The 14,495-nt window shown below is 69.6% G+C and carries 14 protein-coding genes; 12 read left to right on the forward strand and 2 right to left on the reverse strand.

Annotated features, from left to right (window positions below):
* Positions 1-6 precede the first annotated feature (6 nt).
* Genes SFB74_RS28990 through SFB74_RS29000 form a run of 3 tightly spaced genes read left to right on the forward strand, consistent with a single transcriptional unit; the run spans position 7 to position 2,242 of the window.
* Complete coding sequence (locus SFB74_RS28990) at positions 7-699, forward strand: lysophospholipid acyltransferase family protein (RefSeq protein ID WP_093206037.1); 693 nt, start codon at positions 7-9, stop codon at positions 697-699.
* Positions 696-1,652 (forward strand): phosphatidate cytidylyltransferase, encoded by a 957-nt coding sequence (locus SFB74_RS28995; protein WP_093205772.1) that lies wholly within the window; start codon positions 696-698, stop codon positions 1,650-1,652. Before SFB74_RS28990 ends, SFB74_RS28995 begins: the two co-directional genes overlap by 4 nt.
* Positions 1,649-2,242 (forward strand): YdeI/OmpD-associated family protein, encoded by a 594-nt coding sequence (locus SFB74_RS29000; RefSeq protein ID WP_432727864.1) that lies wholly within the window; start codon positions 1,649-1,651, stop codon positions 2,240-2,242. The genes SFB74_RS28995 and SFB74_RS29000 overlap by 4 nt, the downstream gene beginning before the upstream one ends.
* Positions 2,243-2,251: 9 nt before the next feature.
* Here SFB74_RS29000 and SFB74_RS29005 read toward each other — a convergent pair whose 3' ends face one another.
* Complete coding sequence (locus tag SFB74_RS29005) at positions 2,252-2,947, reverse strand: Crp/Fnr family transcriptional regulator (protein ID WP_432727865.1); 696 nt, start codon at positions 2,945-2,947, stop codon at positions 2,252-2,254.
* Positions 2,948-3,158: 211 nt separating this feature from the next.
* On the opposite strand from SFB74_RS29005, the gene SFB74_RS29010 reads away from it, so the two are divergent.
* The 7 genes from SFB74_RS29010 to SFB74_RS29040 all read left to right on the forward strand — a co-directional run bounded on the left by SFB74_RS29010 (position 3,159) and on the right by SFB74_RS29040 (position 12,437).
* Positions 3,159-4,223, forward strand: coding sequence for a porin (locus SFB74_RS29010; RefSeq protein WP_432727866.1), 1,065 nt, complete (start codon positions 3,159-3,161; stop codon positions 4,221-4,223).
* A 22-nt stretch (positions 4,224-4,245) separates the two neighbouring features.
* The gene (locus tag SFB74_RS29015) at positions 4,246-6,357 is read left to right on the forward strand and encodes an acetate--CoA ligase family protein (protein ID WP_432727867.1); all 2,112 of its coding nucleotides are present in this window, start codon (positions 4,246-4,248) and stop codon (positions 6,355-6,357) included.
* Between the two features lie 67 nt (positions 6,358-6,424).
* On the forward strand, positions 6,425-7,369 hold the full coding sequence (locus SFB74_RS29020; RefSeq protein ID WP_432732016.1) for a Bug family tripartite tricarboxylate transporter substrate binding protein: 945 nt from the start codon (positions 6,425-6,427) through the stop codon (positions 7,367-7,369).
* Positions 7,370-7,404: 35 nt separating this feature from the next.
* Positions 7,405-8,793 carry a DUF1254 domain-containing protein gene (locus SFB74_RS29025; protein ID WP_432727868.1) on the forward strand — a complete coding sequence of 463 codons (1,389 nt, stop codon included), beginning with the start codon at positions 7,405-7,407 and terminating at the stop codon, positions 8,791-8,793.
* A gap of 9 nt (positions 8,794-8,802) precedes the next feature.
* The gene (locus SFB74_RS29030; protein ID WP_432732017.1) at positions 8,803-10,137 is read left to right on the forward strand and encodes a DUF1254 domain-containing protein; all 1,335 of its coding nucleotides are present in this window, start codon (positions 8,803-8,805) and stop codon (positions 10,135-10,137) included.
* Positions 10,134-11,411: an alkyl sulfatase dimerization domain-containing protein gene (locus SFB74_RS29035; RefSeq protein WP_432727869.1), complete on the forward strand. Its 1,278-nt coding sequence runs from the start codon at positions 10,134-10,136 to the stop codon at positions 11,409-11,411. Before SFB74_RS29030 ends, SFB74_RS29035 begins: the two co-directional genes overlap by 4 nt.
* 30 nt (positions 11,412-11,441) lie before the next feature.
* Positions 11,442-12,437, forward strand: a complete 996-nt coding sequence (locus SFB74_RS29040; protein ID WP_432727870.1) for a Bug family tripartite tricarboxylate transporter substrate binding protein — start codon at positions 11,442-11,444, stop codon at positions 12,435-12,437.
* Between the two features lie 22 nt (positions 12,438-12,459).
* On the opposite strand, the gene ruvA is transcribed toward SFB74_RS29040, so the two are convergent.
* The gene (gene ruvA, locus SFB74_RS29045; RefSeq protein WP_339092540.1) at positions 12,460-13,032 is read right to left on the reverse strand and encodes a Holliday junction branch migration protein RuvA; all 573 of its coding nucleotides are present in this window, start codon (positions 13,030-13,032) and stop codon (positions 12,460-12,462) included.
* A gap of 20 nt (positions 13,033-13,052) precedes the next feature.
* On the opposite strand from ruvA, the gene SFB74_RS29050 reads away from it, so the two are divergent.
* A complete protein-coding gene (locus SFB74_RS29050; RefSeq protein ID WP_432727871.1) occupies positions 13,053-14,009 on the forward strand; it encodes a PhoH family protein in 957 nt (318 codons plus the stop codon).
* Between the two features lies 1 nt (position 14,010).
* The gene (ybeY, locus tag SFB74_RS29055; RefSeq protein WP_432727873.1) at positions 14,011-14,478 is read left to right on the forward strand and encodes an rRNA maturation RNase YbeY; all 468 of its coding nucleotides are present in this window, start codon (positions 14,011-14,013) and stop codon (positions 14,476-14,478) included.
* Positions 14,479-14,495: the final 17 nt, after the last annotated feature.

The raw sequence follows: 14,495 nt of genomic DNA on the forward strand, positions 1-14,495 counted from the left end.
AGCACAGTGCTGCGGCGCGGCCTCGCCATCGTGGCGGGCAAGCTCATCATCGGCGCTGCCGGGCTGCTGACCGGGGTGCGCGCCATCTGGTCGGGCTCCACGCCGAAGGCCGAGCAGACGCTGTACTTCGCCAACCACACGAGCCACGGCGACTTCGTGCTGCTGTGGGCTACCCTGCCGCCCGACCTGCGCGCGCTCACGCGCCCGGTTGCCGGGCAGGACTACTGGATGGCCTCGAAGACGCGGCAGTTCATCGGCATCGACGTGTTCAACGCGCTGATGATCCGCCGCGACGGCTCGGGCCAGGGCGAGAACCCGGTCGAGCAGATGAAACAGGCGCTGGACGCCGGCGACTCGCTCATCATGTTCCCCGAAGGCACGCGCAACACCGGCGACGAGATCCTGCTGCCCCTGAAGAGCGGCCTCTTCCACCTGGCGCGCGCCTGCCCCAACGTGCGGCTGGTGCCGGTGTGGATCGAGAACCTCAAGCGCGTGCTGCCCAAGGGCACGCTGGTGCCGATCCCGCTGGCCTGCACGGTGCGCTACGGCGCGCCGATCTCGCTGGCCGAGGGCGAGGACAAGAACAGCTTCATCGCCCGGGCCCGCGCCGCCATGCTCGACCTGCGGCCCGAGTACGACCGCATCGACGAGAACGGCACGGCCGGCAGCCAGAACAACAACGGAGGGACCGCCGCATGATCGAGCTTTCTCCCTTCGCGTGGACCACGCTCAAGCTCTTCGGCGGCGTGGCCGGCGTGCTGGTGCTGGCCTCGGCCATCGGCGCGCTGCTCAAGTGGCGGGTGGCGCACGGCCAGCCGCATTCGGTGATCGACAACCTCAACTCGCGCGTCAACGCGTGGTGGGTGATGGTGGCGGTGATCGGCATCGCCTTCGCCTTCGGCAAGGGCGGCGTGATCGTGCTGTTCTACCTGATCTCGTTCTATGCGCTGCGCGAGTTCATCAGCCTGGCCTATACGCGGCGCGGCGACCACGCGCCGATCGCGCTGGCCTTCTACCTCGCGCTGCCGGGGCAGTACTTCCTGATCTGGATCGACTGGTACGGGCTCTACGCCATCTACATCCCGGTCTACGCCTTCCTGCTGCTGCCCATCCTGGCGGCGGTGAGCGGCGACACGCGGCGCTTCCTGGAGCGCACCTCGAAGATCCAGTGGGGGCTGATGGTGTGCGTGTTCTGCATCAGCCACGTACCCGCGCTGCTCACGCTGCAGATCCCGGGCTTCGAGGGTCGCAACCTGCTGCTGATCGCCTTCCTCGTGATCGTGGTGCAGGGCAGCGACGTGCTGCAGTACGTGTGGGGCAAGCTCTTCGGCAAGCGCAAGGTGGCGCCCGAGCTGTCGCCCTCCAAGACATGGGAAGGCCTGATCGGCGGCGTGGCGAGCGCCACCGCCCTGGGCGCGGCGCTGTACTGGGCCACGCCCTTCAACCCGTGGCAGGCGGCACTGATGGCGCTCACCATCTGCCTGATGGGCTTCTTCGGCGGCCTCGTGATGTCGGCCATCAAGCGCGACCGCGGCGTGAAGGACTGGGGCTCGATGATCGAGGGCCACGGCGGCATGCTCGACCGGCTCGATTCGGTGATCTTCGCGGCGCCCATCTACTTCCACGCGCTGCGCTACTGGTGGGTGCCATGAGCAAGACAGAAGAGCGTGTCGTGCACGACACGCCCGTCGAGTGCACCAACGCGGCCTCGTGGGCGCGCTGGCTCAAGCGCCACCACGCCAGCGCCGCCGGCGTGTGGCTTCGCATCGCGAAGAAGGACAGCGGCATCGCCTCCATCGACTACGCCGGGGCTCTCGAAGAAGCGCTGTGCTGGGGCTGGATCGACGGACAGCGCAGGAGCGACGACGCGCAGTATTTCCAGCAGCGCTTCACGCCGCGCACCAAGCGCAGCATCTGGTCGCAGATCAACCGCGCCAAGGTGCTGAAGCTCATCGAGGAAGGCCGCATGCAGCCGGCCGGCCATGCCGAGATCGAACGCGCGAAGGCCGACGGCCGCTGGGACGCGGCCTACGAAGGCGTCGCCGCAGCCACCGTGCCGCCCGACCTGCAGGCCGCACTGGACGCCAACAAGAAGGCCGCGAAGTTCTTCGCCACGCTCGATTCGCGCAACCGCTTCGCCGTGCTCTTCCGCACGCAGAGCGCGAAGAAGCCCGAGACGCGCGCGCGACGCATCGCGCAGTTCGTCGAGATGCTGGCCAAGGGCGAGAAGATCCACCCCTGAGCGTCTTGCTCAGGTGCCGGCGGCAATGCGCGCCAGCCGCTCGGCATCGACGATGCGGATGCGCTTGTAGCGCATGTCGATGGCGCCCTCTTCCACCAGGCGCCCCAGTTCCTTGTTGATGGTCTGGCGCGACAGGCCGAGCATGGCCGCCAGGTCGTTCTGCGAAAGGCGCACCAGCGGGCCGGCATCGTCGCCTTCTCCCGCGCCCGGCCCCTGCCCGTTGTAGAAGTGGACCAGGCTCATCAGCGTCGCTGCCACGCGCCCGTGGATCGAGTTGAGCATCTGGTTCTGCAGCAGCACGATGCTCAGCCGCTGGCGCTGCAGGCCCAGCTTGGCCACGTCGCGCCACAGCACCGGCTCGGCGTCGAGCACCGCGATCACGGCGTCGCTGGGCAGGTGGATGATCACCGAGTCTTCGTGCGCGTGGTAGTCGTAGGGCAGCGGCACGTCTTCCAGCAGGCGCACCAGCGGCGCCACCTGCCCCGGCCCGAGCAGCGCGTTGACGTACTTGCGCCCGTGGGTGCTCATGCTGCTGATCTCGAGGCAGCCCGACACCACCACCAGCAGCTCGCGCCGGCTGCGGTCGTGCGCCAGCACCTGCGTGCGGCGGCTGTAGCGCTCCATGCGAGCGGACTTCATGAGCTCGGTGCGGCGCGCGTCGGGCCAGCGCGAGAACAGCTCGTTCCAGCGCAGCGCGCGCTCCATGAGCGCGGTGCTTTCTTCTGCGTTCCGAGGGGTTGAGCGGGGCGATCGGGTCAGCGGGTTCTCCCTGCCGTGATGTTCATGAATCTGTCAAGGCGTTGACAGATTCGGGAGTCCGTCATTTCTATCGTAAGCACCGGACATCCACAAGCACACAAGCGGCAACGCCATGCATCACCCGCATGCGGCAAGCCCTACCGGAGACATACAACACATGAAGAAGACAGCAGCCGCCGGCTTCGCGCTGGCGGCCTACTCCTCGCTCACGCTGGCGCAGAGCAGCGTGACGATCTACGGCACGGTCGACCTCTACATGGCCTTCGCCAAGTCGGGCAACACATCGTCGAAGCGGCTGGAAGACGGCGGCCAGACCGCCTCGCGCCTGGGCTTTCGCGGCACCGAAGACCTCGGCGGCGGCCTCAGCGCGCACTTCACGCTCGAAAGCGGCTTCGCGCCCGACACCGGCAACGGCACGCTGCCCGGGCCGGCCATGTCGTTCAGCCGGCAGTCCTTCGTCGGCTTGTCGGGGCCGTGGGGGCAGATCGACGCGGGCCGCATGTACACGCCGATGTTCTACACGCTGTTCAAGGCCGACCCGTACGGCGTGAACTCCGTGTTCTCGCCCATCAACCTGGTGGCCGCCACCGACGCGCAGCCGGGGCTCACGCCCTTCGCCGCGCGTGCCAGCAACATGATTCGCTACCGCACGCCGGCCAGCAGCGATTTCTTCGCGGACATCGCCTACGCACCCGGCGAATCGAGCGCGCCCAGCCACCAGAGCGGCAACTTCTACGGCGGCAGCCTGGGCTGGTCGCGCAAGCCCTACTACATCGCCTATGCCTTCCAGCGGGCGCGCTCCGGCTCGGCCGCGGCGCCCGTGGCCGACCCGGCCACCACCACCTACCAGGCGCTGAGCGGCGCGTACGAGCTGCCTGACATCGGGCTCCAGTTCTACGCCAACTACGTGCGCAACAGCTCAAGCCTGCCGCGCGTTCCCACTGCGAAGCTCGCGAGCCTGGGCGTCACCTACAACGTGACGCCCGCGTCGAACCTGATGTTCGAGGCCATGCAGCGCAAGGTGGACGACACCGGCCGCTCGCAACTGGCCTGGACGCTGGGCTACGACTACTACCTGAGCAAGCGCACCGTGCTGTACGCGCGCTGGCTGCGCCTTCTCAACCGCAACGGCGCCTCTGCCTCGCTCGCGACCATCACGGTCGCACCCGACAGCGGCAACGGCGTGCGCGTGCTCGCCGCCGGCATCCGCCACAACTTCTGAAACCGCCTTCCCGCCTCGACTCATGGATTTCTTCAGCTCCCAGGCCGAATCGCTCTCGGCCCTGTTCGCGCCACGCTCCATCGCGGTGGTCGGCGCCTCGTCCAACCCGCAGAAGATCGGCGGCATTCCGGTCGACTACCAGCGCCGCTTCGGCTTCGACGGCGCGCTCTACCCGGTCAATCCCAACGCCGACCGCATCCAGGAGCTGCAGGCATGGCCCAGCCTGCGCGCCATCGGCCAGCCGGTGGACCTGGCCGTGCTCGCAGTGCCTGCGGCGCTGGTCGACGGCGCGCTCGACGACGCCATCGCCGCGAAGGTGAAGGGCGTGGTGCTGTTCTCGTCGGGCTTCGCCGAGACCGGCGCCGAGGGCACCGCCGCGCAGGCACGGCTCGGCGACAAGGCGCGCGCGGCCGGCGTGCGGCTCATCGGCCCGAACTGCCTGGGCTTCATGAACATCGCCCGCAATGTCTACGCGACCTTCTCGCCCGCGCCCGGCGTGGGCCGCGTGAGCGCGGGGCGCATCGGGCTGGTGAGCCAGTCGGGCGCGTTCGGCGCGTACGCCTACTCGATGGCGCGGGCGCGCGGCGTGGGCCTGTCGCTGTGGGCCACCACCGGCAACGAGGCCGACGTGCAGTTCGCCGACTGCCTGGCCTGGCTCGCGCAGGACCCGGCCACCGACGTGATCATGGGCTACATGGAAGGCTGCCGCGACGGCCCCCGGCTGCGCGCGGCGCTGGCCCTCGCGCAGGCGAACGGCAAGCCGGTGGTGATGGTCAAGGTCGGCAGCACGGCGCTGGGCGCGCAGGCCGCCGCCTCGCACACCGCCGCGCTGGCGGGCGACGACGCGGTGTACGACGCGGTGTTCCGCCAGTACGGCGTGCTGCGCGCGCGCAACCTCACCGAGTTCTTCGACCTGGCCCACAGCGCGGCGGTGGCCGGCCGCCCGCGCGACCGCTCGATCGGCCTGTTCACGCTCTCGGGCGGCGTGGGCGCGCTGATGGCCGACGAGGCCTCGGCGCAGGGCCTCGACGTTCAGCCGCTGAGCGATGCAGCACAAGACACGCTGCGCAGCTGGGTGCCCTTCGCGGCACCGCGCAACCCGGTCGACATCACCGGGCAGGTCACGAACGACATGAGCCTGCTGGAGCGCAGCGCGCGCGTGATGCTCGACGACCGAGGCTTCGCGTCATGGATGGGCTTTCTCGCAGCCGCCGGTGCGTCGGATGCGTTATGGCCGGTGCTGCGCGAACTGGTGGGCTCGCTGCGCAAGGCCTACCCCGACACGCTGCTCGCCATCAGCACGCTGCTGGCGCCGGAGCGCCGCGCCGAGCTGGAGGCGATGCGCTGCCTGGTGTTCGCCGACCCGTCGGACGGCATCCGCACGATTGCCGCTCTGGCCGGATTGAAGACCGGAGCGCCGCTTTCTACGACCTCGGCTCCTGCGTCGAATCCGCTGAAGCTCGCGCCCGGCACCATGTCAGAGCCCGACGCGCTGGCGCTGCTCGCAGAAGCCGGCGTGCCCGTGGTCGAGCACCGCGTGGTGCGCAGCGCCGACGAGGCGGCAGCCGCCGCCGAAGCCATCGGCGACGCGGTGGTGGTGAAGATCGTGAGCGCGGACATCCCGCACAAGTCGGACGTCGGCGGCGTGGCGCTCGGCCTGCGCGGTGCGGCGCAGGCGCGCGCTGCCTTCGAGCGGACGCGTGACCACGCACTCATCGCGCGGCCCGATGCGCGGCTCGACGGCGCGCTGGTGGCGCGCATGCTGGGCGGCGGCGTCGAATGCATCGCGGGCGTTCACAGCGACCCGGTGTTCGGGCCGGTGCTGATGTTCGGCCTGGGGGGTATCCACGTCGAGACGCTGCGCGACGTGTCGCTGCGCGCGCTGCCGATCACGCGCGACGACGCGCTGGCCATGGTGCGCGAACTGCGCGCCTTCGCGATCCTCGATGGGGCGCGCGGCCGCGCGCCGGTCGACCTCGAATCGATCGCCGATGCGCTGTGCGCGCTGGCCGGCTTCGCGCTGCGCGCCGGCGACTCGCTCGACAGCGCCGAGATCAACCCGCTGATCGCGCGGCCTCGTGCCGATGGCGGCTGCGTGGCGGTCGACGCGCTGGTCGTCGGACGCGCCGGATGAACAACAACCGGAGACAGATCGCATGACGACATCGAAGAGACAACGCGCCGCACTCGGCATCGGCGCCATGCTGGCCCTCGTGGCAGGCGGCGCGCAGGCCGAAGCGCCCTTTCCGTCGAAGCCGCTGCGCATCATCGTGCAGTACCAGGCGGGCGGCTCCACCGACATCCTCGCGCGCATCGTGGCGGAAGGGCTGTCGAAGCGGCTGGGCCAGCCGGTGGTGGTCGAGAACCGCAGCGGCGCAGGCGGGATCATCGGCACCGACTACGTCGCCAAGAGCGCGCCCGACGGCTACACGCTGCTGCTGACGGTGCCGGGCCCTGTCACCGCGAACATGGTGCTCTACAGCAAGCTGCCCTACGACCCGCGCACCGACCTGCGCATGGTCTCGGACATCGCCACCACGCGCACGGTGCTGGCGGTGCATCCCTCGGTACCGGCCAAGGACTTCAAGAGCCTGATCGCCGCCGTGAAGGCCGCGCCCGGCAAGTACACGATGGGCTCCTGGGGCCCTGGCACGCAGCCGCACCAGATCCAGGTCTACATGGACAAGACCTACGGCCTGCAGACGCTGCACGTGCCCTACAAGGGCGAGAGCCCGATGGCGGTCGACCTGATCAGCGGCGTCATCAACATGACCGTGGGCTCGGTGACCACGCTGCAGCCGTACATCGCGGCCGGCAAGCTGCGACCGCTGGCGGTGGCCGGCCCGCGCCGCGCCAGGGCGCTGCCCGATGTGCCGACCTTCGCCGAGCAGGGATACGCCGACGAGGTGTACGCGCTCACCGGCCCGACCTCGCTGATGGCCCCGGCGAAGACGCCCGACGCGGTGATCGAACGGCTCGGGCGCGAAGTCAGCGCAGTGGTCCGCCAGCCCGAGGTGAGCCGACGCATCGAGGAACTGGGCGCCGAGCCCGTCGGCAACCTGCCGGCCGAGGCGAGCGCTGCCTACAAGGCCTTTCTTCCGGTGACGCTGCGGCTCACGCAGGCCACGGGCGTGAAGCTCGATTGAACCGATCCATGAACTCCAGCAAAGAGACATCCACCATGAACGCTCCCGATCCCAATCTCGCCGTTGTCCTCGCGCGCAAAGCGCTCGCCCGTTCCGTCGGCCTGGCCGCCTTCGTCTACGGCTACCCGCTCACCGAGACCTACCGCACCTGCGCCATGCAGACCGCGCCGCAGGCCGAGCGCCGCGCCGGAACCTCGCACGGCTCGGACGTGCGCGCGCCGCTGAACACGCTGCACCACGCACCGCGCCCCTCCACCCATGAAGACCGCGACGTGGTGACGCCGGCCAACGACCTGCTCTACACCATCGCATGGGTCCACCTGGCCCACGGGCCGATGCTGCTGACGGTGCCCGCGTCGGCGCGCCATCCCGGGCGCTACTTCGTGCTGCCGCTGTACGACGCCTACACAGAGAACTTCGAGAACCTGGGGCCGCGCAACTGCAACCCCGAAGGTGAGACCGTGGTGCTCGTCGGGCCGAACGGCGCGGTGCCCGCATCGCTCGCCGGCCATCGCGTGGTGCATTGCCCGACCGATCTCGTCTGGCTGATCGGCCGCATCCTGGTGGGCGACGAAAGCGACTGGCCCGCTGCACGCGCGCTGCAGTCCGAGATCAAGCTGGCGCCCGCCCCCGGCACTGCGCTGCAGGGTCGGCCGTCCGCTGTCGAGCACTGGGAGGGCCCTCCGGTGGACGCGATGGCCGCTGCCTTCGAGAACGGCGAGGCCGCAGCGAAGGTGGCACAGCGCTTCTTCACCAACATGTGCCGGGAGCTCGCCGAGGCACCGGGCCGCATGGAAGACCGTGCGCTGGTGGCCTGGTTCGGCCAGGCCGGGCTGCGGCCGGATGCCGCCTTCTCGTGGGACACGCTGGACGAGCCCGCGCGCGAGGGCCTGATCGAGGGCTTCGCCGAAGGCGTGCAGCTCGTCGGTGCGGCGGGCCGTAACCGCCGTCCCAAGCCCTGGTCGATGGCGCCCGCCACTGGACGCTACGGCAACGAGTTCCTCGGCCGCGCCCGCACCGCCTACCTGGGCCTGGGCGCGCTGGCCACCAGCGAGGCCGTGTACGCCGCGGCGCATTACGACGCGAAGCAGGAGCCGCTGGACGGCAAGCGCAGCTACACGATGCGCTTCGAGGCCGATGACCTGCCGCCGGCGGATGCCTTCTGGTCGGTGACGCTTTACGACGCCGACCGCTTCCTCTATCCCAACGAGATCAAGCGCCACGCCATCGGCGACCGCACGCCGGGCCTGAAGCACGGTGCCGACGGCAGCCTGGAGATCCGCATGAGCCACGCGCGTCCGGCCGACGCCGCCAACTGGCTGCCCGCGCCGGCCGGGCGCTTCTATCTGATCCTGCGCATGTACTACCCGCGCGAAGGCGTGCAGAGCTGGCGCGTTCCGGCCCTGCAGGCACAGGAGGGCTGAGCCGTGCCGATGACCATCGACAACGAACTGCGCGCGCTCGCCGAGGAGGCCGTCGTCTACGCCTTCCCGCTCTACGAGATGAGCCGCATGCGCGCGGCCACCTCGCCGCAGCGCACCGACGGCGCCGGCGGGGCGCCCAAGCCCCATCGCTGGTGCAACGTGTTCACGCACGCGCGCCAGCTGCTGGGCGCGGGCAAGAGCCGCGTGGTGACGCCGAACAACGACACGCTCTACACCAACGCCTGGCTGGACCTGGGCGACGGGCCGCTCGTGATCGACGTGCCCGACACGGCCGGGCGCTACTACGTACTGGGCCTGCTGGACTTCTACACGAACCCCTTCGCGCATATCGGCCAGCGGCTCACGGGCACGGCAGCGCGCTCGTTCCTCGTCACGCCGCCGGGCTGGCGCGGCGAAGTGCCTGCCGCGTTCGAGCAGCCCGGCGCGCACGTCGAGGCGCCGACGCGGTGGTCGTGGATCATCGGGCGCATCCTGGTCGATGGGCCGAACGACGTGCCTGCCGTGAATGCGCTGCAGGACGGCTTCATCGTGCGCACGCTCGGCGACTGGCAGGCGGGCAAGGCCTCTTCGATGCCGAAGCACTTCGACCCGGCCTGCGATCCGAAGGCGCCGCTGAGCGCCGAACACTTCGCGGCGCAGGTGAATCGCGCGCTGCGCGAGAACCCGCCGCCCGCGCGCGATGCCGGGTTGATCGCCCGCTTCGCCGCACTCGGTCTCGGCCCTGACGCCGATGCACTCGACGACACGCAGTACAGCGTGCTGCAGGACGCGCTCGATGCCGTGCTGCCGCGGCTGCGCGGCGCGCAGTCCGGCGCCGCGTCTTCCACCGGCTGGGTACAGATGCCGCTTGTCGAAGGCAGCTTCGGCGACGACCACCTGGCGCGCGCGCTGGTGGCGCTCAAGTACATCGGCATGCTCGAAAGCCGCGAGGCGACCTACCCTCTGGCATGGAACGACGCCTCGGGGCGCAAGCTCAACGGAAGCGGCCGCTACACGCTGCGCTTCGCGCCAGGCACGCTGCCGCCGGTCGAGGCCTTCTGGTCGCTCACGATGTACGACAGCCGTGACTACATGCTGGTGGACAACCCCATCGACCGCTACGCCATCGGCGACCGCACGCCCGACCTGTGCCGCGACGCCGACGGCGGGCTAACGCTGCACATCCAGCATGCGCGCCCCGAAGGCGAGGCCGCGCAGGCGAACTGGCTGCCGGCACCTGCCGGCGATTTCTATCTCTGCCTGCGCGCCTATGTGCCGCGCGAGGAAATGCTGGACGGCCGCTATGCGCTGCCGGCGCTGGTCCGCATCGAGGAGGCTGCATGAACACGAACGACACGAGCAACATCGACAAGGCCGAGCAGGAGAAGCCCTTTCTCATCGTCGGCACGGGCACCGAGACGGTGGCGCCCGGCCTGCACATCCTGCGCGGGCAGGGCCAGTCCTTCGTGGCCGAGACGAACGCCGGCCTGGTGGTTATCGATGCCGGGCCGGGCGGCCCGGTAACGCAGGGAATGATCGACGCGGTGCGCGAGCTCAGCAACGCGCCGCTGCATGCGCTTTGCTACAGCCACGGGCACGTGGGCTACAACTCCGGCGTGCCGATGTGGCTCGCGCATGCCGCGCAGCGCGGGGACGCGCCGCCGCGCGTCATCGCGCACCGCAACGTGCCGCGGCGCCAGGCCCGCTACCGGGAGACCGAGGCGCTGCAGCACCGCATGGCCGAGATCCAGTTCAACCGGCCCGCCGGCTTCTTCGACCGACGGCTCACCATGCATGCGCCCACGGAGACCTTCGACGACCGGCTGCATATCGGCCAGGGCGACAGCCGCGTCGAGCTGCGCTGGGCGCCTTCGGAGACCGACGACGCGATCGCGCTGTGGAGCCCGTCGCAGCGCGTGCTGTACGGCGGCGCGGCGCTGATCGATTCAATTCCCAACATCGGCACGCCCTTTCGCACGATGCGCGACACGGTGCGCTGGGCCGACACGCTCGATGCGCTCGCGGCGCTCGGCGCGCGCAAGGCGGTGCGCGAATTCGGCGCCACGCTCGAAGGCGAGGAGCAGGTGCGGCACGTGCTCACGCACACCGCCCGCGCGCTGCGCTGGCTGCGCGCCGAGGTCGTGCGGCTGATGAACGAGGGCTTCAACGAGCGCGGCGTGCTGGCGCGCATCCGCTTTCCCGACGAGCTGTTCGGCGTCGAGTGGATGAAGCCCACGTATGGCGACCCCGGCTACATCGTGCGCGACATCTACCGCTCGGAGAACGGCTGGTGGGACCGCAACCCGACCTCGCTGCATCCCGAGGCGCCAGAGACCATCGGCCAGGCCGTGGCCGAGGCGATCACCGACAAGCGCGGCGTGATCGCGCATGCGCGCAGCCTGGCGAAGGAAGGCCGCTGGCAGCTGGCGCTGCACGTGATCGACCTGCTGGCCATCGCCGAGGGCGATGCGCCCGAGATCGTGGAGGCGCGCTCGCTCAAGGCCGAGTGGCTGCGCGAGCGCGCGCGGCAGGTGCCCAGTTACGTGTCGCGCAACCTGTATCGCGTCGGCGCGGACATGATCGAGCAGGGAACGCAGGGGCGCTTCGGCATTCACTGACAGACAGATACAGAGACCAGGAGACAAGACATGAGAACCACACTCCTTCGACGCCACCTGCGTGCGCTGGCGCTGGGTGCGCTCGCGGCCTGGGCGACGACGGCCGTCCACGCGCAAGGCGCCGATGCCTACCCCGACAAGCCGGTGACGCTGATCGTGCCCACGGCAGCCGCCGGCGGCACCGACACCATCTCGCGGCTGATCGCGGACGCGCTCTCCAAGCAGCTGAAGCAGCCCTTCATCATCGACAACCGGCCGGGCGCCAACGGCATCCTCGGCACCGAACTCGCGGCGCGCGCCACGCCCGACGGCTACAAGCTGCTGTTCACCTACGCCGCGGCGATGGTGGTGAACCCCAGCCTCTACAGGAAGCTGCCCTACGACCCGCTGAAGGACTTCGCGCCGGTGGCGCAGATCGGCCGCGGCGGCAACCTGCTGCTGGTGCGCCAGGACCTGCCGGTGAAGACGCTCAAGGAATTCGTCGCCTATGCCAAGGCGCGCCCCGACAAGCTCAACTACTGCTCGTGGGGCAACGGCTCGGGCGGCCACCTCGCGATGGAGAGCCTCAAGAAGCAGGCGGGCCTTGCGATGACGCACGTGCCCTACAAGGGCAGCGGCCCGTGCGTGCAGGACCTGATGGGCGGACAGGTCGACGCGGCGTTCGCGGACATGTCCTCCACTGTGGAGCTGGTGCGCGCCGGTCGCCTGAAGGCACTGGCGAACAGCGGCCCTTCGCGCATCCCGATGCTGCCCGACGTGCCGACGATGACCGAGGCCGGCTACCCGTTCACGAACTACTCCTGGTACGGGGTGCTGGCGCCCGCGAAGACGCCGCCGGTCATCGTGAAGAAGCTCAATGTGGCGCTGAACCAGGTGCTGAAGGACCCGGCCGTGGTGCAGCGCCTGCGCGAGCTCAACTTCACCGACCTGCCGCAGAACACGCCCGAGCAGTTCGCCGCGACGATGCAGAAGGACCTGCACGACTGGAGCGTGCTGGTGAAGGACATCGGGCTGACGCTCGAGTGAGCAGCCGCCCGCTGGCCGAGGCCTACTTGGCGAGCGACTTCAGCGCCATCTTGATGCCCTCGCTCACCGTCGCGTCCTTCGGCAACGCCTTGAGGGCGAGCGCGGCTTCCTTGTCGCTGTAGCCCAGCGCGACCAGCGCCTGCAGGATGTCGGCCTGCGCATCGGAGGCGGCGTGCGCCGGCAGACCGATGTCGGCGCCGAGCTTGCCCTTGAGCTCCAGCAGCAGCCGCTCGGCCGTCTTCTTGCCGATGCCGGGGATCTTCACGAGCCGGCCCAGCTCCTGCGTCGTGATCGCCTGCGAGAGCTCGCCCACGCTCATGCCCGAGAGCAGGCCCAGCGCGGTACGCGGGCCCACGCCGGTGATCTTGATGAGCTGGCGGAAGGCCGCGCGCTCCTCGGCGGTGCCGAAGCCGTAGAGAATCTGCGCGTCCTCGCGCACGACGAAGTGCGTGAGCAGCGAAACCTTGGTGCCGACGTTCGGCAGGTTGTAGAACGTGCTCATCGGCACGTCGACCTCGTAGCCGACGCCGTTGCAGTCCACGACCACCTGCGGCGGATTGCGCTCCGCGAGGATGCCGGTCAGTTTGCCTATCATGGGTGCCCTTTTTCCTTGAAATGTCCGGCGTGATTCTGCGACACACCTTTACCCCACTGAACAATTCGCGCCTCAGCCACCTGTGCGGACCGCTGGACGCCCACCTGCGCCGCATCGAGGAGGCACTGGGCGTGAAGATCGCGCACCGCCACGAGCAGTTCAAGGTCGATGGCCACAAGGCGGCCGCGCAGCGCGCGATGGACGTGCTGCAGGCGCTCTACGAGATCGCCCAGCGGCCGATCGACGCGGCGGTGGTGCAGCTCACGCTGGCCGGCGACGGCGGAATGCTCGAGGGCGACGACGATGTGGCGATGCTCGTCACCCGCCGTGGCGACCTGCGGCCGCGCACGCCCACGCAGGCGATCTACCTGGACAACATCGCCAAGCACGACATCACCTTCGGTATCGGCCCGGCCGGCACCGGCAAGACCTATCTGGCAGTGGCCTGCGCAGTCGATGCGCTGGAGCGCGCAGCCGTGCAGCGCATCGTGCTGACGCGGCCGGCGGTGGAAGCGGGCGAGCGGCTGGGCTTCCTGCCGGGCGACCTGACGCAGAAGGTCGATCCGTACCTGCGTCCGCTGTACGACGCGCTCTACGACCTGATGGGCTTCGAGAAGGTGCAGAAGGCCTTCGAGCGCAACGCGCTGGAGATCGCGCCGCTGGCCTTCATGCGCGGGCGCACGCTGAACAACGCCTTCGTGATCCTCGACGAGGCGCAGAACACCACGCCGGAGCAGATGAAGATGTTCCTCACGCGCATCGGCTTCGGCGCCCGCGCGGTGGTGACGGGCGACGTGAGCCAGATCGATCTGCCGAAAAACCAGCTCAGCGGCCTGATCGACGCCGAGCGCGTGCTCAAGCGCGTGAACGGCATCGCCATGACGCACTTCACCAGCGCGGACGTGGTGCGCCATCCGCTGGTGGCGAAGATCGTCGATGCCTACGACAGCCAGCGCAAGCGCGCGGGGAGCCACTGAGATGGCCGCATCGAAGCTTCCGGCGCTTTCGCTCTCGCTGCAGTTCGGCCGCTTCAAGGGCGTGGAGCGCCATCGCGCCGCGCTGCCGCGCCACAGCGTGACGCGATGGATTCGCCATGCGCTCGACATCGACGGCGAGATCACGGTGCGCATCGTCGATGCCGACGAAGGGCAGCGCCTGAACCGCGAGTTCCGCGGCAAGGACTACGCGACCAACGTGCTCACCTTCGACTATGCGCAGAGCCCGGTCGCGATGGCCGACCTGGTGCTGTGCGCGCCGGTGGTGGCGCGCGAGGCGAAGGAAAACCGCAAGACGCTGGCCGACCACTACGCGCACCTGCTGGTGCACGGCACGCTGCACGCGCAGGGTTGGGACCACGAGACCAGCGAGGCCGACGCCGACGAGATGGAGGCGTACGAGATCGAAATCCTCGCCGGCCTGGGCATCCGCAGCCCGTACGGCAAGTAGCCGGGCGGCCGACCGCC

The organism is Variovorax xiamenensis, from assembly GCF_050916385.1.
In the GTDB taxonomy this organism is placed as follows: Bacteria; Pseudomonadota; Gammaproteobacteria; order Burkholderiales; family Burkholderiaceae_C; genus Variovorax.